The sequence below is a fragment of the Microcoleus sp. Pol7_A1 genome (assembly GCF_036701085.1).
Classification (GTDB): Bacteria; Cyanobacteriota; Cyanobacteriia; order Cyanobacteriales; family Microcoleaceae; genus Microcoleus; species Microcoleus asticus.
The window spans coordinates 43,201-65,829 of record NZ_JAUBQD010000029.1 but is presented as its reverse complement, the minus strand read 5'-3'; the positions used below and the strand labels follow the sequence as shown (position 1 = coordinate 65,829).

The following is a 22,629-nucleotide window of genomic DNA, read 5'->3' as shown; positions in this document are numbered from 1 at the left end:
GATTTAAGCTCTTTTTTTCATTAGTAAGGACTTGCTGTATATCTGACGATAATTTCACTGATATCAACACAGTCAGGTTGGCAGATCGCAAATAAGATCGATCGGGCGAATGCGATCGCCCGAATGCACAATCTGCGGAATTCTGGCATTCCCACATCTTGCGGTTTCACGATCGGGCAATGTCCTCGGCTGGCGCATTGAGCGTAGCCATGTCGATTACCAAACGATAGCGTACATCTCCTCGCTCCAGCCGTTCAAAACCCTCGTTGATATCCTCCGCCGCAATGATTTCGACATCGGCTGCGAGGTTGTGCAGGCTGCAGAAGTCCAGCATCTCCTGCGTTTCCAGCGTCCCTCCCACACCTGAACTTGCTAACCGCCGCCGTCCCATCGTCAGAAAGACGGGGCTAAAATCCAAGTCCTTGGGAATGCCCAGACCACAGAGCGTACCGTCGAGTTTGAGCGATCGCAGATAGGGGTCGAGGGGATGGCGAGATGAAACGGTATCAAGAATAAAATCGAAGCGGGATGCTTGACTTGCCATTTGCGCCTTGTCGGTGGACAGGATTGCCTCATCTGCTCCCAGCGCCTTCGCATCGTCCAGCTTTCCTGGAGTCGTGGTGAATACGACGACATGAGCGCCCAGCGCGCGAGCAAATTTCACCGCCATGTGTCCGAGTCCACCCAACCCGACAATCCCAACTGTTTTACCCGGCCCTACTTCCCAGTGGCGTAGTGGCGACCAGGTTGTTATGCCCGCGCACAGCAGCGGTGCAACGCTTGCCGGATCGAGACCAGCGGGAAGGTGATAGGCAAAATGGGTATCGACGACATATTCGTTCGAGTAGCCTCCGCGCGTGATACTGCGGTCGTGCCTATCAATGCCGTCATAGGTTGTTGTCACCCCTTCGAGGCAATATTGTTCTAACTGTCGCTTGCACGATGAGCAGTGACCGCAGGAATCGACGATCGTACCCACTACTACAGCATCGCCGATTTGGAATTTTGTGACATTCGCGCCGATCGCCGTGACTTCGCCTACCATCTCGTGACCTGGAACCAAAGGAAAACGGCTATTCCCTCGAATTGCGTGCAGATCGCTGTGGCATACGCCGCAAAACTGAATTTTGACGGCGATGTCATTGGGTCGCAAGTCGCGGCGCTGCAATGCCCAGGGAACGAGGGGTTCGCCTCGGCTTAAAGCGGCAAGTCCGTAACCGGGACGCATCGATCTATTCTGTTCAATAGAGGTGTTTCCTAGCATTTGCTTTTTCTTTTTGGCGATTTATGTGTGGTGCTTTAGTAAGGGCTGGCTGTTGGTCTGACGATGATTTCGCTGATATCAACATCATCGGGTCGATCGATCGCAAATAAAATCGTAGCTTGCGGGGCCCGACGCCATCGGGCGATCGCAGCCCTGCCTCACAATTCAGCCGCGAGTATTATCGTATGTTCGGTGCGCCACTAATCAGGGATATTGAACGTTTACGCATAGCATGAGAGTAAGACGATAGTTCCATAACTTAATTAGGACTTAGGCATAAACTCTATCTGTAGGGCGAAGCATACCGCACCTTACCTCTAACAATAGTGTTGCAAAGCAGTTTTTGCGTCCAGAACTGTCTAATTCAGTGCTTTCATCGCTTCGACAAATTGCCGCGATATAAAAGGCAAAATCTCTTCATTCTTGCTATTATCTTTGCCTTCGGTAAATACAACCAACAAATACGGTCGCAAGCCCGATATTTCAATATAAGCAGCATCGTGACGAACTTGACTTGTCAGTCCCGCTTTTGACCACAATTTTGCTGATTCTGGCAATCCGCCACCTAAAAAACCTGTAACTTGATTTTCAGGATCTGCCTCTAATTCTGCTGGATCTAAACTGCGTTTCATTAAACCCATCATTTCTTGCGATGCTTGGGCAGAAACAGCTACGCCGCCGATTATAGTGTGCAGCAAACGCGCCGCTGCATTTGTGGTCAGCATATTTCTATTTTCCATTAATTCTCCCAGAACTGCTCGCTCGCGACCGTAGGGGCCCTCACACCAGGTTTTCTGATTGACGTTAATATTTTCTAATTCTGGCCAATCCAATGATTGAAAGTAACGGTTGACGATGTTTCGCTGCTGTTTCCAAGTTTCAAAGGGGCCTGATGATAATTCTGGGCCGCTGGTGGTGCCGGTGAGCGCGTCTACTACTAAACTGGTGGCGTCGTTGCTGGAATCAACTATCATATCTCGGACGGCGCGTTCTAATTCTGGCGATGTTTGAATCATGCCTTTTTGCGCCCATTCCCAGATGGCAACGAGGTAGAATAATTTGACGATGCTGGCTGGATAAATTCGTTCGGAAGCTCTAGCGCTAAAACCTCGCGGTTGATATTTCCAAAATTCTTCTGGGCTCAGGGCGCCGCCTGTATTGACTCGCACCGGCGGATCGTAGACTATCCAGGTAATGGCTGTACGATCGCCACTTAATCCTGTAAATTCTGACAATGCGGAGTCTATAATGCTACTGCCGAGGGTTTCTAATTGTTCGTCTTTGTGAAAAAATGTCATGGTTAATGGCTGACGGTTAACGGTTAACGGCTAGCAGCTAATGGCAATCTATCGTTAAATGCGAACAATTAACAGCAAACAGTGAGCAATTAGCAATGGCCAATTATCAATTATCTGATGTTCAGGAGTACCGGGCGCGATCGCACATAAATATTTACGATTCCCCAAAGTGCGATCGATTGGCAACTCAAGCAGCGCTGGGGCGACATTTGCGAGTAGTTGACCCCCCCCAGGTTAGGTCGGGGGGGAGAAATGACATAGACTCGGTTGTTGAGGGGGATACAAGGGCTGTGATGGTGCGGCTGTGCGAAGATGATTATCCGGGATGGCTGGATATTCGAGATGTTGAGTTGCTCGATCCGACAGAAACAGTGTATCATCCTCTGGTGCTTTCTGAGGCCCAAATCAAGGAAAAATTACCAAGAGTAATTACTTTCGCTCGTGAGGCTATGAACCAATCCAATTATTACCTTTGGGGCGGTACAGTCGGGCCCAATTATGATTGTTCTGGCTTGATGCAAGCGGCTTTTGTGGCCGCAGGCATCTGGTTGCCGAGGGATGCTTATCAGCAGGAAGCTTTTACTAAATCTATTAGTATCAGTGCTTTAGAAGCGGGGGACTTAGTATTTTTTGGTACGCCAGAAAAAGCAACTCATGTAGGATTATATCTCGGAGATAGTCGCTACATTCACAGTTCTGGAAAATCACCAGGTCGCAACGGTATCGGTATCGATGTTTTGTCGGAGGATGGCGATCGAGTCAGTCAAGCTTATTACCAGCAATTGCGGGGATATGGTAAAGTTGTGGCAAGTTATCAACCTAGTTAGTTGTTGAGGGTTGACTGTTGAGGGTTGACTGTTGATATTATCGAATAAAAAAATGGACGCTGCATTATTTTTGGAAAAATTGGCGAGACAGCAAGCTGAGGCTGAGGTTGTTCTCGACGTTTCGGTGGTGGTGCCGGTGTATAATGAGGTGGAAAGTTTGCCTCATTTAATTGAGGCGATCGCCTCTTCTATCCAACCATCTGGACTCAGCTATCAAATTATTTGTGTAGATGACGGTTCTAAGGACGGTTCTGCTGAACTTCTCCAGGAGTTAGCCAGCACTCGCGATGACCTTTGTGCTGTAATTTTGCGCCGCAATTACGGGCAAACTGCTGCCATGTCGGCAGGTTTCGATCGCGCTCGCGGTCGTGCTATTGTTACCCTAGACGGCGATTTGCAAAATGACCCGGCTGATATTCCGCTGTTGTTGGCAAAATTAGATGAAGGCTACGATTTAGTTAGCGGCTGGCGGAAAAATAGGCAGGATAATACTATTAGTAGGTTGATTCCTTCTAAAATTGCGAACTGGTTAATTGGTCGCGTTACAGGCGTAACTTTGCACGACTACGGCTGTTCTTTGAAAGCTTATAAATCCGAGTTGGTAGCAGACTTGAATCTGTACGGGGAATTGCACCGCTTTTTGCCAGCGTTGGCGTTTATTGAAGGGGCGAGAATTGCGGAACTGCCGGTACGGCATCACGCCCGCCGTTTCGGTCAAAGTAAGTACGGAATTTGGCGGACTTTTCGAGTATTGATGGATTTGCTGACTATTTCTTTTATGAAAAAGTTCCTGACTCGACCGATGCACGTTTTTGGACTTTTGGGACTGAGTTCTATGACGTTGGGAACGGTTTTAGGGATTTATTTGACTTTCCTGAAATTGGCTTTTGGTCAAAGTATTGGCAATCGTCCTTTGCTGATTTTGGCTGTGGTTTTGCTGTTAACGGGCGTGCAGTTATTTTGTTTTGGTTTGCTGGCGGAAGTGATGATGCGGACTTATCACGAGTCGCAGGGAAAACCGATTTATCGGGTGCGCGAGGTATTTGGTTCTAAGTAAGGGGTTGATCCCAATTATACTCGGCCATAAAAAGAGGAAAAGTTTTGAGTTGTAAGTTAAATAATTTAAAACTCAAAACTCAAAACTACTTCCTAATGTTCAATTCTCCCATCTAAAATCTAAAATCTAAAATCTAAAATTGATTGACTTTTTGTGCTTGTCGGAGAGATGTAATAGTTGCGATCGCGTGTTGGGAAACTGCATCTATTTCTGCTGCGGTATTGAACCGGCCAATACCAAACCGAATTGAAGCATAAGCTAATTTGTCCGATCGCCCGATCGCTGCTAAAACATGAGATGGAGATATTTTCGCCGAAGTGCAAGCAGAGCCCGAAGAAACTGCCGCCGCCGGTTGCAAACCCAACATCAACGCTTGACCGTCAACCCCGGCTACACTAATATTGAGATTCCCCGGCAATCTCTTCGTAGCGTGACCGTTGAGAAAAACCTCGCCCAATTCACTCAAATTTTCCCACAAACGCTGCCGCAAATTAACCACTCGTTCGGTTTCCGACTGCATTTCTGCAATTGCCAATTCTACTGCTTTGGCAAACCCAACTATTTGCGGCGGGTAGAGAGTTCCCGATCGCATTCCCCGTTCGTGGCCTCCTCCGTGCATTTGCGGCGCTAGCTGCACTCTCGGTTTGTTGCGGCGGACGTAGAGAGCACCGATCCCTTTTGGCCCGTAGATTTTGTGGGCTGTCAAGGACATTAGATCGATATTCATCTCCTCTACGTCGAGGGGAATTTTGCCGATCGCCTGTGCCGCATCTGTGTGGAAAAGAATGTCATTTCCGCGACAAATTGCTGCAATTTCTGCGATCGGCTGGATGACACCAATTTCGTTGTTAGCCGTCATCACTGAAACTAAAATTGTCTCGGCCCGAATCGCTTTGATCAAATCGCCTATATCAATCAGCCCGTCGCTTTTCACGGGTAAAACAGTAATGTCAAACCCCAATTTTTGCAAATAGGTACAGGGATCGAGAATTGCATTGTGTTCGGTTTTTACTGTGATAATGTGCTTTCCTTTACTGAAATAAGCTTCGGCGATGCCTTTGATCGCTAAGTTATTTGCTTCGCTTGCACCGCTGGTAAAAACAATTTCTTCTGGAGAAGCATTGATCGCTTCTGCTATGATTTGTCGTGACTGTTTTACCGCTGCTTCTGCTTCCCAGCCGTAGACGTGGTTGATACTGGCTGCATTACCGAATTGTTCGGTGAAATACGGCAGCATCGCATCAAGTACCCGTCGATCTACGGGGGTTGTGGCGTGGTTGTCGAGGTATATAGGACGTGCGGACATAGTGCAGTTTTGGTTGAAAAAAGTGTTAGGTTTATTGTAGACGAGCCCCTTGTTCTACTACAAAACTTTATAATTAACAAATATTTGTGAAGATTTATGCGAGCTGACATTCAGGGATTAGAAATTACTGTTGGTGAGCTCAAGCACCTCACAGGGGCCGGGCCCGATCGCGTATACCGGCCGCCGACAGCAACTAAGTTTGCCCGCGAAGCTTTGAAAACAGTCGGTTTAATTGTTTTGGTTCTCATCAGTTGTTGGCTGCTAGTTGCGATATTTCCTAGAGCTTATTTGTTGTGGTTCGCCCTCCACTTCGCTGCGATCGTCGGTTTAATCTTTGAGGATGCGTGGAAAATTCAGTGCAGCCGGCAAAACCAACATTTAATCAATCTTTTTGATGATGTCGATCGCTATAATGGTATAATCGAAGCGATCGCCATTAACGATCGGATAGAAGATGCTGGCAATGCGGAAGTCAAAATCGGCGATAGAGCAAAAGTTATTGAAGCCTTGCAGCTAATCAGAGACGATTTAGTTCGAGCTTTGAAAACCGAGAGAATTCTCAGGGAAAACAAAAAATTTGTCGATACTAACTCCGAATTGTTTGCCAATAATTTGAAAAGTTTGAATGCCCTGCAAATTAGCGATCGAGCCAGCGAGCAAGGGCGATTGCTCAACGAAGCTTTGCAGGTAGCCGTGGGAGTTCAAGCAGAAATGAAAAAGTTGCAAGATCGAAACGGTGCTAATTAAAAAAAGGAAAATATTAGTAGGATGCGCCTCGGCGCACCTTATTTTGTAGCAACGCGCACCTTAATGAACCGATCGAACTCAAACACATTATCCAAATTAGGAGTTATGAGAATAGTTAAAAAAATATCATAACTATTGTAAATTTTTACCTGTTACGTAACAGGTAAGGATATCTTGGAAAAGTGATGTTAACAACCAGGTCATTATGTCTTCTGTTAAACCCAAGATTATAGTTCTCGACGACGATCCGACTGGTTCTCAAACCGTGCACAGTTGCTTGCTGCTGACACGTTGGGACGAAGACACCCTGCGTTTGGGGCTGCGGGACAAGTGCCCGATTTTCTTTATACTGACAAATACTCGATCGCTAACTCCAGAAAAAGCAGCCTCCGTCACCCGCGAAGTGTGCCAAAATCTAAAAAGGGCGATCGCCAGCGAAAAAATCGAAGACTTCCTAATAGTTAGCCGTTCCGATTCTACCCTGCGCGGTCACTATCCCATCGAAACCGACGCGATCGCCGAAGAACTCGGCCCCTTCGACGCCCATTTTCTAATTCCCGCCTTTTTTGAAGGAGGCAGAATTACCCGCCACAGCGTGCACTACCTAATAGTTAACAGCGTCCCGACACCAGTACACGAAACCGAATTTGCCAAAGATTCAGTCTTCGGGTACAGTCACAGTTACCTGCCAGACTATGTAGAAGAAAAAACCAAAGGTCGCATCCCTGCTGATGCAGTCGATCGCATTTTACTCGCAGACATTCGCTACGGAAGTTTAGATCGACTGATGGACATGACAGACAACCAATGTGCGGTTGTTGACGGGCAAAGCCAAGGCGATTTAGACACATTTGCCAAACACATTCTCAATGCAGTCAGTCAAGGCAAAAAGTTTTTATTCCGCAGCGCGGCGAGTATTTTAACATCCCTAGCTAACCTCGGCCCGCAGCCAGTAGCAGCCGACGAAATGGCAAAATATGTGAGGGATGGCAAACCGGGTGCAGTAATAGTTGGTTCCCACGTTAAGAAAACTACGGAACAATTGGATCGCTTGTTAAAAGAACCCAATATAGTTAGCATTGAAATAGATGTATCTCACTTGTTAGAAGATTCACCCGAGTATCGCACCCAAATGCTCGATGAAATTCTCGAAAAAGTCCGCACTGCTCATGCCGATGGCAAAACGCCTGTAATTTATACCAGCCGCAAGGAACTCGAATTTGAAAATGCGGAAGTCCGGTTAAAATTTGGAGAGGCGGTTTCTGCTTTATTGATGGATATCGTGCGGGGACTGCCGGCAGATATCGGGTTTTTGATTAGCAAGGGCGGCATTACTTCCAATGATGTTTTGAGTACAGGTTTGTCGCTGAAAAGTGTCAGGCAAATCGGTCAAATTATCGCAGGTTGTTCGGTGGTGAAAACCGAGGCTAATCATCCTCTGTTTCCCAATTTGCCAGTTGTTTTGTTTCCGGGAAATGTGGGCGATAGCCATGCTTTGGCTACGGTTTACAAGCGGCTGAGCAAGTAGTATAGCTCCTTGAATCGCAGATTAACCCAGATGAATTTAGCTTCTAGTCAGGGATGAGAATGTTCATCTGCGGTTGGTCGATTGGTTTCAAAGGTCGATCGAACTTTATGGCAATTGCCACTGCACGGCAACTTCAAAAAAAATCTCTAGCCTACTTTTTCCTTGCCTAAATCACCATACTATGATATAGTTTAAAGTCTGTGTGTAACTCAAGCCGCTCGCCCAATCTCCCAATCGCCCCTCAGCAGCCGTTCTCAAAAAAATCAAATTTAGGAAAAAAAATTAAGGCAGAACTCTACATATAGAGCCAATAGCACCAGAGCTACTGCTATCAGTAGCGTTTCCAGCTTGTACCCGCCTAAATTTTAAAATTAAGTAGAAATTTGCACCTCGTAATTTTTAGCTGAAAGGATTAGCATATAAGGGTGACAGAACATTATCATCCCCTAAACTCATTAAAAAGTGGCCATTGGTTCAAGCTGATCTGTGGGGCGAGCTTTCAACACCTGCCTGCTGTACGGAATCTCACCTTGGCTTACACCTTAGCAGGCGCTGACTGTATCGATGTCGCGGCAGATCCCGCCGCCGTCACCGCAGCGAAAGAAGCCCTACAAGTGGCCAGCGAATTACAGGCAAGAACTCACAACCGCAGGTTTGGCGGCAAAGGGTTGCCGTTGCTGATGGTGAGTTTAAATGATGGGGAAGACCCGCATTTTCGCAAAGCCGAATTCAACCCAGCCGATTGTCCGGCGGACTGCTGGCGGCCGTGCGAAAAAATATGTCCAGCCGAAGCAATCGTTTTTCAGAGTGCTGGCAGTGGTTTTTCCGGGGTGATAGACCAGCAGTGCTATGGCTGCGGTCGCTGTCTGCCGATTTGTCCGAGCCAACTAATTTATACTCGTTCTTACGTGTCTGCTCCCGCCGCGATCGCACCTTTAATCTTGCAATCCGGTGCGGACGCCCTAGAAATCCACACGCAAGTAGGCAGAGAGGCAGATTTTGGGCGACTTTGGTCGAGCATAGCTCCCTGGGTCGATCAACTCAAGGTAATAGCAATTAGTTGCCCCGATGGAGACGGTTTGATTGATTATTTGCGGACACTCTATCAAATAATTTCCCCCCTTCCTTGTCCCCTAATTTGGCAAACCGACGGTAGGCCGATGAGCGGAGATATCGGAACAGGAACTACTAGAGCCGCGGTCAAACTCGGTCAAAAAGTTTTGGCGGCCCAGTTGCCGGGATACGTGCAACTTGCAGGCGGCACTAATGCTCACACTGTCAGCAAGCTGAGAGCCGGCGGACTGCTGTTGGATGGCGGGAAAAATTTGTCAGTTCCCCCTGTCCCGTACATTGCAGGTGTAGCTTACGGCAGCTATGCCAGGGTTTTGCTGTCGCCAATTTTAGAACAATTAGAAACAATGCAGACCGATCGAGCCTGTGCGGTTCCGGTGGCAGTCGCGCGGCCAGCAGCCGGAGTTCAAACATCTCGGCTACCTCAGCTCGAAGCCGTCCCAGAACTTCTCTCGGAGGCCGTGAGTTTAGCTCGTTCTCTAGTTTCCCAGCTCAAAGAATTTTAGTCAGTAGTCATTAGTCAGTAGTCATTAGTTACAAGTAAAAAACAACTGGCAACTGGCAACTGACAACTGACAACTGTTAACTGACAACTGACTAAAAAGTTGAAAACGTCACCGAACACATCGAGGCGAATGCAGATTACAGACGACCTCAACAGATTATTAGACATCGTGCCAGATGAGATCCGGCAGCCTTTAGAGCAGCACCCGCAGCGCAACAATCTCATTGAGATTGTTATGGATTTGGGCCGCCAACCAGAAGCTCGTTTTCCATCCTTGGCCGAACCTCTTTCCCAAACACCGATTTCCAAGGCACACCTCAACTATTGCATCGAGCGAGTCGGCCACTTCGGCGGCGACAATCGAGCCGGTATCGAGCAAACCCTGCACCGAATTAGCGCCCTTCGCAACCGCAGCGGCGAGATTATCGGCTTGACTTTGAGGGTGGGCCGCGCTGTGTTTGGGACGATCGGCATTATCCGCGATTTGGTGGAAACCGGTCAGTCAATTTTGATGCTCGGCCGCCCTGGAGTGGGCAAAACCACGGCCCTGCGAGAAATTGCCCGCGTGCTCGCCGATGACTTGGAAAAACGGGTGGTAATTATCGACACCTCCAACGAAATCGCCGGAGATGGAGATATCCCGCACCCGGCGATCGGCAGAGCTCGCAGAATGCAAGTTTCCCGTCCCGAACTCCAGCACCAAGTCATGATCGAAGCAGTGGAAAACCATATGCCGGAAGTGATCGTGATTGATGAAATCGGCACGGAACTCGAAGCTTTGGCGGCTCGGACGATCGCCGAAAGGGGCGTGCAGTTGGTCGGTACCGCCCACGGGAACCGGCTCGAAAACTTGATGAAAAACCCGACTCTGGCAGATTTAATTGGGGGCATCCAAGCGGTGACGCTGGGAGATGACGAAGCAAGGCGCCGCGGTTCTCAAAAGACGGTTTTGGAGCGCAAAGCACCGCCCACTTTTGAAATTGCCGTTGAAATGCTGGAACGCCAGCGCTGGGTAATCCACGAGCGAGTTGCAGATTCGATCGACACTCTGCTGCGGGGACGCGAACCGAACCAGCAAATCAGAAGCGTCAGCGAGACTGGAGAGGTAATTATCGAGCGCGAGTCGGCCGCTCCGCCCGCCCGGTTTCCAGGGATAACAGCTTCGAGCGGCCCGGCTGCGGTATCGGCCATCCGGCCGGTCACACCGATCTCTGGGTGGCGGAGTGCTGGCAAAATGGTGCCGATGCCCGCTCCCAGCGAGAACTTGGCTGTTAAAAGCGCGCCGGTTTCTGAGACTCGGTATTTCGAGCAACTGCTCGAAGAATCCCTATCCGTCGAGCCGGTACCTAAGCCCGGACGCTATTCCCATAATGTCGGCCCTAACGGCGAAGATTTGCCCCTCCACGTTTATCCTTACGGCATAGCTCGCCACCAGCTCGAACAGGTGATTTCGACGCTGAACCTGCCGGTGCTGCTGACGAAGGATATTGAGAGTGCTGACGTGGTTTTGGCTTTGCGATCGAACGTTCGGAACCAGTCAAAATTGAGGCACTTGGCCAAAACTCGCCAAGTTCCCCTGCACACAATTAAGGCCGGCACTATTCCCCACGTAGCGAGAGCTTTGCGGCGCCTGTTGGACATGGATGACCCGGGCACCCCGGAAGTGGCAGACCTCGCCTTATTCGCCCGCAGCGGTTCTTCTGACGAGCTCGAAGCTCTCGAAGAAACCCGCTTGGCAGTCGAGCAAATTGTCATTCCGAAGGGACAGCCGGTGGAACTCCTGCCCCGTTCTCCCAACGTCCGCAAAATGCAGCACGAACTTGTGGAACACTATCACCTGAAATCCCACAGTTTTGGGGAAGAACCCAATCGCCGCCTGCGCATTTATCCAGCTTAAAGTTGGAGATTGGTGCCTTTGAAAGCAGAAGGTAGAAGGCAAACGGCCGAATTTTTTCCTGGCTTCTGTTTTCTACCTTTTGTCTTTGAGATCGTGCCCGCTAAATTGACGATAATTTTTGTTGGGAGGGTTCGCGCCCGATCTTTAAAAGGGGCAGCAGCTAAGCGTCTACTCGCCCCGACCCGAATCGTGGGGTCGATCGACCGGACATGATATTATTTACGTAGGTATCTTTTTTGTAAGTGCGATCGGCTCAAATGCCTAGCCAATCCCCCATTACCAATTCCAGATAATAGCAGATTATATCTCAACACATTTAGCAGGGTTGATATGAATGATGCACAAATTAACTTATTTATTCAATTAATTGCGGCGCACACGGGTTTACAAATTCGCCCGCAAGATCGATCGGCTTTCTCTCAAAAACTTTTGACTCGGATGAAAGCTGTAAAAATACCCTTTCCAGAGAAGTATTATCAAATGTTAGCCGATCCGAGTCTGGAAAGTCAAAGCGAATGGCAAGAACTCGCGTTGCTGCTGACAACCAACGAAAGTTATTTCATGCGGGACAAAGGACAGTTTTCGCTGCTGGAAAAAGTTATTTTCCCTGAATTGATAGCTCGTAAAATAAAATTGCACGAGACATTGGGAATTAAGCCAACACTGCGAGTCTGGAGTGCAGGCTGCTCGACAGGTGAAGAACCTTATTCTTTAGTTATTATTTTAAAACAGCTAATTCCTGATTGGGAAAAATGGGATATTTTAGTTTTAGGTACAGATATCAATCAAGAAGTAATAGAAAAAGCGCAGCGAGGAATTTACAGCCTTTGGTCGTTTCGCTTGGTTGACCCGGAACTGCAAAGGCGGTATTTCGAGAGGCTGAAAATCGATTGGAAAATCGACCGGAATTTGCGCAAATTAGTTAGCTTTAGCTGTGTAAATTTAGTAACAGATAATTTTCCTAAAATTTACACAGATATTAATAACATGGATTTGATCCTGTGCAGAAATGTTTTTGTTTATTTTGAAGATCGATATATTTCACAGGTCTTGAGAAAGTTTGCCAAGACGCTGAGACCTGGAGGATATTTAATGACTGGTCACGCTGAAGTTCACAATCATGTGATGCACGATTTTCAACCAAAGGTTTTCCCGGAGTCGGTTGTTTATCAAGCCAAGAATGTCCTAGGGGAAGAACTAGGTAAAATAGAGCCTTTGATTGCATCAGCATTCAAGGCAAAATCGGCGTTTGGGGAATCGGGAAAGGAAGGAGGAGTTGACGGCGACAGCGGTCAGTTGCTACCGAGGCGAATCCTGCTAGCTAGTGTTGCTAACGGCAATCTTGGGGATATCGGGTCGCTGTTAACAGCAGATACAGGGTTGGTAAATACGCTGGGAACTCCCTATGTGGAGGGAGGTTTGGCGCGTAAGGATGAGGCATTTTTACATCCTATTGTAGAAGAAAAACAAGCGCAAAAAACTTATTTAATGCTAGTTTTAGACGCAAAAAAATGCTTAAAAAATAAAAATTATACAGAGGCGATTTACAAGGCAAAACAGGCATTATCTATTCAATCTCATACTTTTGATGCAGATTATTTATTGGCGATAATTTATGCAAATTTAGGTAAGTATTCTCAGGCGCTCGAACACTGCAAGCTAGCTAGCAAAGCAGATGCTATGTCAGTATTTCCTTATTATTTGCAAGCTCACATTGCGGAAGAACAGGGCGACTTGGAAACAGCTAAAATTTTTTTGAGAAAAACTATTTATCTTGGCCCGTATTTTGTTTCAGCTTATCTAGAAATGGGGAATATATACAATAAAGAAGGTAAGCTAAATATAGCTATTAAAATGTACAACTCATCTTGCGATCTTCTCCAAAAACTACCGCCAAATACTCCGATCGAGCCGGAGGGAAAAATGACAGCGAGTCAAGTATTGATGGATGTTAAAAAAAAATTGGTAAAATTGTACAGCCAACAAAAGTGACGCCGGGAGAAGCTAAAAACCAGGTTTCTTTGTAGATGCCTCGCTGCCCCACCCAATACGATCGTAGAAATGGGTTTTTTTTTCGCAAGTCCTAGTAAATAAAGTCTCAGGGAAAATATGGAAACTAAGCCGTATCTTATATTTAAACAGAACGGTTTGCTCTACGGTGTAGAAGTCGGCTGCGTTCGGGAAATTTTCTTTCTGCCGGAGCTTACACCCATCGCCGAAGCGCCTCAAGCTATTGTCGGGGCGATCGATCTCAGGGGCGAAATTCTGCCCGTGATGGATCTGAATCTCCGTTTGGGATATCTCTGGCAAAAATATTGTTTGACAGATAGCGCGATCGTCATAGAATGGCAAGGATTTCGAGTTGCCATCATTGTCAATGAAGTTAGCGAAGTTAAGTATATCCCCCAAGAGGCAATAACTCCGCAGCTATCTTACGGGGGAGACAAGGCAGGGGCGTCGCATCGTTTTTTAGCTGGATTTGCCCGCTGTGAAGGCGATATTATCATGCTGCTCAATCTCGATCGCTTAATTCGATCTTCTCCCGAGAAAACAGAGCCAGAAATGCCAGTTTTTGCAAGCGGTGCAGGCTCTTGGGCGGCAGCAGGCAAGGTAGATGGCACAAATTTGCCGTTAGAAATAGAGCCAAAATTGTTAGCGGCAGATGCTAAAGTTTTGAGCCAGCCTCAGGTTTTTTGTCCGGATGCTACGCCGGAAGAAAAAGCGATTTTTCGAGAGCGAGCTGACAATTTGAGGCTATTGGGCGATCGCGAAAATTCTGCGGAAATTAATCTGTCGTTGGTTGTGGTTGTTTTGAACGGCGAATACTTTGGTATTAATCTAAAGGTAGTGCGCGAATTTACTCAGATTAACCAAGTAACTCCGGTTCCTTGTACTCCCGATCGCATTATTGGAAATATGAATTTGCGCGGCGAGATTCTGACGCTAGTGGATATTCGGAATGTTTTAAATATGTCGGCGGATACAAAATTTCTATCTAAGGCGATCGTTGTTGAAATTGAAGATTTGGTCGTTGGTATAGCTGTTGACGAAATCTTAGATATTATATATTTGAATGTGGCAGAGCTTGCGACTATTCCCGCTGCACTAAATTCGGCTAACCGCGAATATCTTCGGGGTACTGCTTTTTATGAAGAAAAAATTATCGCTGTTCTCAACTTGCGTAAACTGCTGACAAAAGGGGGAGTTGTTGTTGATGAGGAGGTTTGAAAAAAAATGTTATCCTAAATCCGTTTTTAAACTTCCGCCCATAGAACCAATGTTATACCATGTTAGGCTTTGCTCAAAATGGTGCAAAAGATCAGTTTAAAACAATATTTTATATCACAGCCGACAAATTACTTACAATCTGTCATTGCGTTTGATGTCGCGTAGCGAAACGCAACGCAGTGAAGTGAAGCAATCGTTCTTATCTGAGACTGTTTTTCTCTGTTGTTGCAACCGCCGCGCTGCCGACAAGTATTTAGAGGGACATGATTTTACCCGCGAATCAGGGTCGCGCTGCACAAACGATGTCCACGCAGCCCAAAGCTAAAGAAAAGACGGTAATAGAACAGAATTTGCTATGATACTATTTTCTAATGTCACTGTACCGCCTCGATCCTAGAACTCGCCGATTAATTTTTTTTGCCAACGCGGGACTCCCAACCACTATCGAATCGTCACAACCTTACTAAGGGAAATGCTATCTTAATTTCAGGAAAAAAAGATGTTTGCTAAAATAAACAATTTAAAAATTAGAAACAAGGTGCTGCTCGGATATCTAGCGCCAGCAGCTATATACTTAGGGTTTCCCGTAGTAGTTATTTCTACTATAAATCAGGTGTTTCAAACTTTCCAAGAAACGGAAAGGGTACAGCAGGTAGTCGGAGAAACAACTAATATATCCCTAGGTGCTGAGCAAATGGTACGGGGGCTACGCGGGTATTTAATTAATAATAAAAATCAGGAGTTTTTAACTGATTTTCGCGCAGGTGCAGAGTTGGCTCGGCAGTCGGCGAATAATGTAGAGCCGACCGTTAAAGATCGAGAACAGAGAATGCGTTTGCACAGGATGCGAGAGCTAGTCAACCAATATTATGAGGGTTCTAACAAAGACATTGTTCGCTTATTGGAGCAAAATCAGACAGCGAAAGCCACCGCTGTATTTAATACAGGCAAGTACACAAATTTTGTGAATAACTTTTTGAAAGTGAACCGGGAATTTCGGGAAAGAGAATTCAATCTGGTTAAGCAAAAAACGCAAATGACTAAGGAATCTTTAAACTTTTTGGTATCGACGCTAGTGGTTGGTTCGGTGCTGTTAGTGCTGTTTGGTACGGGTCTAGCTTGGCTGATTTCGTCAGAAATTGTTGGAACTATAGATCGCGCAATTAGTTCGATCGCCAGTTCTTCCACTGAGATTGCAGCAACAGTTGAAGAACAGGAACGCATGGCAAGCCAGCAAGCAGCTTCAGTCAATCAAACTACGACGACGATGGACGAATTGGGCGCATCTTCTAAAGCGACTTCACAGCAGATAGAAATTGCCGCATCTCAAGCAATGCAAGCTTTAAGTTTAGCTGGCATAGGTACAAAAGCTGTCGAAGAAACTTTAAAAGCAATGGCAACCCTGAAAACTAAAGTGCAAGATATGCAAGGGCAAATTATGCAGTTGAGCGAGCAAGCCGATCGCATTGGCAATATCTCAACTTTAGTTAGCGATTTGGCAAATCAAACTAATATGTTAGCGCTAAATGCTGCGGTGGAAGCAGTACGGGCGGGCGAACACGGCAAAGGATTCGGCGTTGTGGCATCAGAAATTCGCAAACTTGCCGATCGCAGTAAAAAATCTGCCACGCAAATTAATCTGTTAGTTGCTGATATTCAGAAAGTGATTAATTTAACAGTAATGGTGACAGATGAAGGTACTAAAACTGTGGAAGCTGGGGTGAAGATTGCATCAGAAACCACTGCGGCATTTGCCGGAGTGGCTAATGCAATTAACAACGTGGTTTTGAGTTCTCAGCAAGTTTCGCTGAATGCCAAACAGCAAGCGCTCGCGATCGAACAAGTGGTGGAAGCGATGAACTCTCTCAACCAAGGAGCGGCACAAACGGCTTGCGGTATCGCTCAAACTAAAGTCGGCACTCAAAAATTGAATGAAGCTGCTTTAGATTTAAAAGCCGTTGTTTAGAATAGTTATCAGTTATGATAGTTTGCCAAAAAAATGCAGCGGCAGGCAAGCTCCCAGCCCCGATACTCATTAGTCATTTCCACATCTCAAATCTCAAATCTCAAATAGTATAAGTTATTAGTTATGAAGTTATGATCAAAAAAATTAACAAGTGGTCTTTAAGAATTAAAGCAATTGTTTTTGCGATCGCCCTCAGTACAATCCCAGTTCTATTGACAGGAGCCATGACTTATTTATTTGCCAGCGAGAACATGACTAACTACGTAATTAAGTACCAAGAATTACGGGCGATCGCTACAGCAAATGAAGTCAGCAACTTTCTTTTTGAACGCTACCTAGACGTTAATGAACTAGCTAATTTAGCTATACTGAACGACCCCAGAGTTAGCAAAAAAACATCAACCATTCAAAAACAAGCTCTGTTAGATAAATATATAAATGGAGGGGAAGGCTACGACAGTATTGCAGTCGCCGACCTCCAGGGGAATACTATTTTGCAATCGAGCGGAGAACCGATTATAGATTTCGGAAAACGCGACTATTTTCAAAAAGTAACTAAAACTAATCGTCCTACTGTTGTGCAGCCCAGGAAGTCATTTATCAATGGCAAATACGCCATTTTTGCAGCGGCGCCAGTTGTCGATATCAATACAGGAAAAACTATTGCCGTCATCAGAACTCGCACGCCTACAACTTATTTAGACCAGGGTTTTTACGAAAACACAGATAAATTAATCAGATACTCGGAGGAATTTCAAAAAGAGGAATACCATTTGATTGACGGCAATGGCAAGTTTTTTTCAGCAACAGAAACTGATGATGTGAGCAGAGATGCACGGTCAGTATTTAATGTTTTTGCCAAATTGCAAGCCGAAAAAAAGATTAACAGTGCGATCGATATCGATCGCATTGATGGATCTAAGCAACTGATTACTTATGCTCCTATTGAAAATATAAAAAATATGCCCGAATTGGGTTGGAGCGTGATTATTGCCAACGATACAAAAAATGTATTTGCTCCCCAAAAAGATATGCTGTATGCTCTGATTGCTGGAGTTGGAATGACGGCTGCTATTGTTAGCGTTATCGCCACTTTTTTGGCTAGTCGAACTACTGGCTCGGTTAATGAAATTGTGCGGGCGATCGCCTCTTCTTCCTCGCAAATTGGTGTCACCGTGGAACAGCAGGAACGCATCGCCAGCCAACAACTATATGCTGTCCATCGAACTGCTACTACAATGGATGAATTGGGGGAATCAAGCAAAGCTTGTGCCTCACAAGCCGAAGCGGCTGCTTTCGGGGCCGCACAGGCTCTTAAACTCACAGCAGGAGGCAGTCAAGCTGTAGACAATACCTTGAAAGAAATGGCAACTTTGACAGAAACGGTAGCAGCAATTCAAAAGCAAATTTTGCGTTTAAGCGAGCAAACCGATCGCATTGGCAATATCTCCAGTTTAGTCAGCGATTTAGCAAACCAAACAAATATGCTTGCCCTCAACGCTGCTGTCGAAGCAGTGAGAGCAGGTGAAAGCGGCAAAGGATTTGCTGTTGTTGCCAGCGAGATTCGCAAATTAGCCGATCGGAGCAAGGAATCTGCTAGCAAGATTAATGCTTTAGTTGCAGACATCCAGAAAGCGATTATTTCAACAGAAACGGTGATGGATAATGGCACAAAAACTGTAGCAAATGGAGTAAGAATTGCCAGAAAAACTGCTGACGCATTTGCTGGGGTGGCAGAATCGATTGAGCGCATTGTTTTGAACAGCAAACAAATTTCTTGTACAGCAATAAACCAGGCGAGCGCCATTGAGGATGTAGTTGAAGTTGTCAACTCTCTTAACCTCGCTGCTCAGGAAACTGCCACCGGAATTTCTCAAGTCAAACTCGGCATTTCTCAACTCAACCAAGCAGCCCAAAATTTAAAAGCAGTAGTTTAGTCAGATGTTGGAAGATGTTCGACAAAAAATGTAACGGATAGAAGAAAGAATTACCCATTACCGATTACAACTTCTAGATTACCGATTACCGCTTCTCAATTAGCAATAACCCATTACCGAAAGATATATATGATTGAAGATGAAGAACTCCGAGATGTATTTAAAATCGCTAGTCAAGAACACTTGCAGAAACTAGACGATGGATTGCTGTACTTGGAACAACACCCGAGGGACACAGCTAAGTTAGAAGAATTGCTGCGGGAAACCCATTCTCTTAAAGGCGATGCTGGAATGCTGGGAGTAAAAGATGTAGCATCTTTAGCTCATCAAATAGAGCATATTTTGGGAGGTGTCAAGCGGGGAGAAACTCAACTAAATCTAGATATTAGCGATCGACTTTCGCAAGGTTTAGACGCCATGCGCAAACTCGTTAACGAAGCCGTCACGGGCCAAGATTCCGGCGTCAATACATTTTACGTGCTCGCTAGCATGATGGGTGCTTCTAACCAGCCCCAGTTAGTCCCCCCGACAGCAGAGCCAGCATCTTCACAAGTACCGGAACAAGAATTAGTAAAAATGCAATTTACTGATTCGGAAACGCCGCCACCAGAAACAAACAGTGAAACTTCTTTCGCCACTGATTTATATAATAATTTCTCTTTGTTGACGCTACCATCCGAGCAAGAATTGCTGCAGCAAGCTCAAAACTTGCCTGCCGCTGCTGGGCCCGCTGCTGCATCGGCTGCTGCATCGGCTTCTCAACCCACTGTTAACGGTTCCTTTAATTCGTCTTACCGCATTGAAACAATTCGCGTTGCTACCCAAAATCTAGACGATTTAATGACTCAAGCAGGGGAACTTACTGTTACCAAAACTCGGCTAGTACACCGACTTGCTGCTCTCGGAAAGCTGACCGCTTTGTGGGAAGATTGGAGCCGAGAAGCTTTACAAAATCGGTTGGCTCTTAATCAGATAGAAGCTGAGGAAACTGGGTTTCAAAAAAACGCGGTCGTCATGCAGTTACATAGTTATTGCCAGCGGACTGAAGAGCATTTAGAATGTCTGGGAGATCTAGTAAATCATTTGAACAATCGAGTTGATGAAGATACTGCCAGACTCGAATTAATTGCTGAGGAATTAGGCTCAGGAATTCGCACTCTCAGACTGCTGCCTTTGTCTACTATTTTTAATCTATTTCCCCGAGCGGTTAGAGACTTGGCGAAGCGGGAAGGAAAAGAAGTTGAATTAATCATCGAAGGTGGAGAAATTCTAGTTGATAAACGCATTTTAGAAGAAATGAAAGACCCTTTGATGCACATGATTCGGAATGCGATAGACCACGGCATCGAGACTGCATCTGGACGCGAAAAGCTCGGCAAACCTCCGGCTGGAACTCTCCGAATTAAAGGCTACCATACTGCTAGTAATATTATCATTGAAGTTGCTGATGATGGTCAGGGGCTGAATCTCGATCGCATTAAACAAACTGCTCTCAAACGCAACATCTGCACGCCGGAAGCACTCGCCATCATGACAGAAAGCCAAATTCAATCCCTGATTTTTTCTCCGGGTTTTTCCACCAGAACATTTGTTACTGAAATCTCGGGTCGGGGAGTGGGTTTAGATGTAGTTAAGACTAATGTTGAAGCACTAAAAGGCAGCATTCAAGTTGAATCTGTATCAGGAAAAGGATGCAGCTTACGGCTCATACTCAGCACGTCTATAGCTACTGCTAATATATTAATTGTGGCGGTTGAAAATCTTGCTTACGGGCTGCCAATTGAGTTTGTGGAAACGGCAAAAATGGTTGCTTTTTCTGATATTTTTACCCTGGAAGGTAAGGCAACTATACTTGCAAATGGTCAGCCCATATCAGTTGCTTATTTGGCAGATATACTAGAATTAAATAAGAGAGAATGGCTTCCGAAAAATCGGGAGTGGACACAGGAAAGCGGGAGAGATATCAACAGAAAAGTAGAGGGAGAATCCCTGAATTCAAATTCTCCGAAAATGTCTTGTATTGTTCTGAAAGTTGGGGAGGAAAGATTGGGATTATTTATAGATGCTTTGATTGAGGCACAGGATGTGGTGATTAAACCTCAAAGTCAATTGCTGAAACGGGTGCGAAATGTTTCAGGTGCAACGATTCTCGGGACGGGGGAAGTTTGTATGATACTCAATCCCCACGATTTGATAAAATCTGTACGCCAGCAAGTTTCGCCGCGTGGGGTTTCTGGTGGGCGATCGCCCATTGAGACGGTCAGCCGAAAACAAGTTATACTTTTAGCAGAAGACTCGATCGCTACCCGCACTCAAGAAAAGCGCATCCTGGAAGGCGCGGGTTACGAAGTTGTGACAGCGGTAGACGGATTGGATGCTTTCCATAAATTAAAAACTCGCTACTTTGATGCAGTGATTTCTGACGTACAAATGCCAAATTTAGACGGTTTGGCGCTGACTGTTAAAATTCGAGAGCAAAAAGAATACAGTGAGTTGCCGATAATTTTAGTGACATCTTTGGCGTCGGATGAAGATAGAAAAAGAGGGGCTGATGCCGGGGCAAATGCTTATATTCCTAAAGGTACGTTCAATCAAGATGTGCTGGTAGAGACACTAAAAAGGTTAGTTTAACCATTAGTCATTAGTCATTAGTCATTAGTCATTAGTCATTAGTTATTAGCCATTTGTTATTGACTACCTATTAGCAATGCCCAATGCTCAGTCTCCAGTACACAATTCCCAGTGCATCGATGCCCAATTTCCCCTTCCCAATTTCCCCTTCCCAATTTACCAATAAACTGATGTTATCGCCCATTAAATTATTGTTAGTTGAAGATTCTCCAGTAGTTACGGTCGTCCTCAAACGAATTTTTGATTCCTCGCCAGAAATCCAAGTTGTAGGAACCGCTTCCAACGGATTAAAAGCACTGGAATTAATACCTAAACTTCACCCAGAAGTAATCTGTACTGATTTGAACATGGCACCAATGAACGGGTTAGAATTCACGAAAGAAGTAATGAAGAAATATCCGCTACCAATTTTAGTAATTAGTGCTTCAGTGCAAGCGGATGATACTCAAAATGTATTTCAAGTGTTAAATGCTGGTGCATTGGATGTTTTTCCGAAACCGATTGGCGGATCGGTATCAGATTACGCTCGCATGGCCAATCAATTAATAGCTAAAATTAAAATACTCTCAGGAGTTAAAGTATTTACACGGCATCAAAGAATGGTGCAAAAAGAAGATAATAACACAATTGTAAAAATTAACCAAGTACCAGTTTCTAATTACAAATTTTCCAACGAAAATGTTAAATCTCCAACTATTAAAGTCTTGGCTATAGGGGCTTCTACAGGGGGGCCTCAAGCACTGTACACTATTATTTCTAAGCTTCCGGCTAATTTTCCAGTGCCTGTAATTTGCGTTCAGCACATCAGTGAAGGTTTTTTGAAAGGATTAGTTGAGTGGCTGGCTTGTGAATCAAAACTGCCGGTAAAAATAGCGGGTTTGGGGGAATTACCGCAAGCTGGTGTTGTTTACTTTCCGCCTGAAAAACGTCATTTAGAATTGGATTCTCAAGGGCGATTTATTTATTCTCAAGCTGAGCACGTCGCGGGACACTGCCCCTCAATAACAGTAACATTTAAGTCAGTTGCTAAAGTTTACGGTCGGGCGGCGGCGGGAGTTTTGCTGACAGGAATGGGTAGAGATGGTGCTGAGGGAATGTTGGCGATCGCCCAACTCGGCGGCTTGACAATTGCTCAAGATGAAGCTAGTTGCGTTGTTTTCGGAATGCCGAAAGAAGCGATCGCCCTCTGTGCGGCCCAATATATTCTACCTGTCAGCGCGATCGCTCCTCTACTCCTGACAAAATTAAAAATTTAGGACTAACCCCCCAAATAGTGCACAATACCCCGCCCCCCGACGGGTTAAAGAAGCCGGGTTATAAAGGACGATCGCAACTTTTTAGTTCATTAATTACTCAAAACTGAACTT

General features: G+C 45.7%; 16 protein-coding genes. 12 read left to right on the top strand and 4 right to left on the bottom strand.

Going from position 1 to position 22,629, the window contains the following annotated elements; genetic code table 11:
- Positions 1–20 precede the first annotated feature (20 nt).
- From QUA20_RS17430 to QUA20_RS17420, 3 genes are all read right to left on the bottom strand, one after another.
- A complete protein-coding gene (locus QUA20_RS17430; RefSeq protein ID WP_333190245.1) occupies positions 21–170 on the bottom strand; it encodes a hypothetical protein in 150 nt (49 codons plus the stop codon).
- The gene (locus QUA20_RS17425; protein WP_333190244.1) at positions 167–1,264 is read right to left on the bottom strand and encodes an NAD(P)-dependent alcohol dehydrogenase; all 1,098 of its coding nucleotides are present in this window, start codon (positions 1,262–1,264) and stop codon (positions 167–169) included. Before QUA20_RS17425 ends, QUA20_RS17430 begins: the two co-directional genes overlap by 4 nt.
- A gap of 359 nt (positions 1,265–1,623) precedes the next feature.
- Positions 1,624–2,562 carry a serine hydrolase gene (locus tag QUA20_RS17420; RefSeq protein WP_333190242.1) on the bottom strand — a complete coding sequence of 313 codons (939 nt, stop codon included), beginning with the start codon at positions 2,560–2,562 and terminating at the stop codon, positions 1,624–1,626.
- A 95-nt stretch (positions 2,563–2,657) separates the two neighbouring features.
- Here QUA20_RS17420 and QUA20_RS17415 point away from each other — a divergent pair, with 95 nt between their 5' ends.
- Positions 2,658–3,389 (top strand): C40 family peptidase, encoded by a 732-nt coding sequence (locus QUA20_RS17415; RefSeq protein ID WP_333190240.1) that lies wholly within the window; start codon positions 2,658–2,660, stop codon positions 3,387–3,389.
- A 52-nt stretch (positions 3,390–3,441) separates the two neighbouring features.
- Positions 3,442–4,446: a glycosyltransferase family 2 protein gene (locus QUA20_RS17410; RefSeq protein ID WP_333190239.1), complete on the top strand. Its 1,005-nt coding sequence runs from the start codon at positions 3,442–3,444 to the stop codon at positions 4,444–4,446.
- A gap of 133 nt (positions 4,447–4,579) precedes the next feature.
- Here the strand turns inward: QUA20_RS17410 and QUA20_RS17405 are convergent, their stop codons facing one another.
- Positions 4,580–5,752, bottom strand: a complete 1,173-nt coding sequence (locus QUA20_RS17405) for an IscS subfamily cysteine desulfurase (protein WP_333190237.1) — start codon at positions 5,750–5,752, stop codon at positions 4,580–4,582.
- A 96-nt stretch (positions 5,753–5,848) separates the two neighbouring features.
- On the opposite strand from QUA20_RS17405, the gene QUA20_RS17400 reads away from it, so the two are divergent.
- The 10 genes from QUA20_RS17400 to cheB all read left to right on the top strand — a co-directional run bounded on the left by QUA20_RS17400 (position 5,849) and on the right by cheB (position 22,518).
- Positions 5,849–6,499 (top strand): hypothetical protein, encoded by a 651-nt coding sequence (locus QUA20_RS17400; protein WP_333190235.1) that lies wholly within the window; start codon positions 5,849–5,851, stop codon positions 6,497–6,499.
- Positions 6,500–6,704: 205 nt separating this feature from the next.
- Entirely contained in the window at positions 6,705–8,027 is a 1,323-nt protein-coding gene (locus tag QUA20_RS17395; protein ID WP_333190233.1) for a four-carbon acid sugar kinase family protein, read from the top strand.
- Between the two features lie 425 nt (positions 8,028–8,452).
- Positions 8,453–9,604 carry a circadian clock protein LdpA gene (ldpA, locus tag QUA20_RS17390; RefSeq protein WP_333190232.1) on the top strand — a complete coding sequence of 384 codons (1,152 nt, stop codon included), beginning with the start codon at positions 8,453–8,455 and terminating at the stop codon, positions 9,602–9,604.
- Between the two features lie 129 nt (positions 9,605–9,733).
- Positions 9,734–11,500, top strand: coding sequence for a R3H domain-containing nucleic acid-binding protein (locus QUA20_RS17385; protein ID WP_333190230.1), 1,767 nt, complete (start codon positions 9,734–9,736; stop codon positions 11,498–11,500).
- Positions 11,501–11,830: 330 nt separating this feature from the next.
- Positions 11,831–13,492, top strand: coding sequence for a CheR family methyltransferase (locus tag QUA20_RS17380; RefSeq protein WP_333190228.1), 1,662 nt, complete (start codon positions 11,831–11,833; stop codon positions 13,490–13,492).
- A 117-nt stretch (positions 13,493–13,609) separates the two neighbouring features.
- Positions 13,610–14,728 (top strand): chemotaxis protein CheW, encoded by a 1,119-nt coding sequence (locus QUA20_RS17375; protein ID WP_333190226.1) that lies wholly within the window; start codon positions 13,610–13,612, stop codon positions 14,726–14,728.
- A gap of 499 nt (positions 14,729–15,227) precedes the next feature.
- Positions 15,228–16,694 carry a methyl-accepting chemotaxis protein gene (locus QUA20_RS17370; RefSeq protein WP_333190224.1) on the top strand — a complete coding sequence of 489 codons (1,467 nt, stop codon included), beginning with the start codon at positions 15,228–15,230 and terminating at the stop codon, positions 16,692–16,694.
- Between the two features lie 131 nt (positions 16,695–16,825).
- Positions 16,826–18,631, top strand: a complete 1,806-nt coding sequence (locus QUA20_RS17365; RefSeq protein WP_333190222.1) for a methyl-accepting chemotaxis protein — start codon at positions 16,826–16,828, stop codon at positions 18,629–18,631.
- Positions 18,632–18,760: 129 nt separating this feature from the next.
- Positions 18,761–21,262 (top strand): hybrid sensor histidine kinase/response regulator, encoded by a 2,502-nt coding sequence (locus tag QUA20_RS17360; protein WP_333190221.1) that lies wholly within the window; start codon positions 18,761–18,763, stop codon positions 21,260–21,262.
- 170 nt (positions 21,263–21,432) lie between these two features.
- Complete coding sequence (gene cheB / locus QUA20_RS17355) at positions 21,433–22,518, top strand: chemotaxis-specific protein-glutamate methyltransferase CheB (protein ID WP_333190219.1); 1,086 nt, start codon at positions 21,433–21,435, stop codon at positions 22,516–22,518.
- The last annotated feature ends 111 nt before the right edge of the window (positions 22,519–22,629 follow it).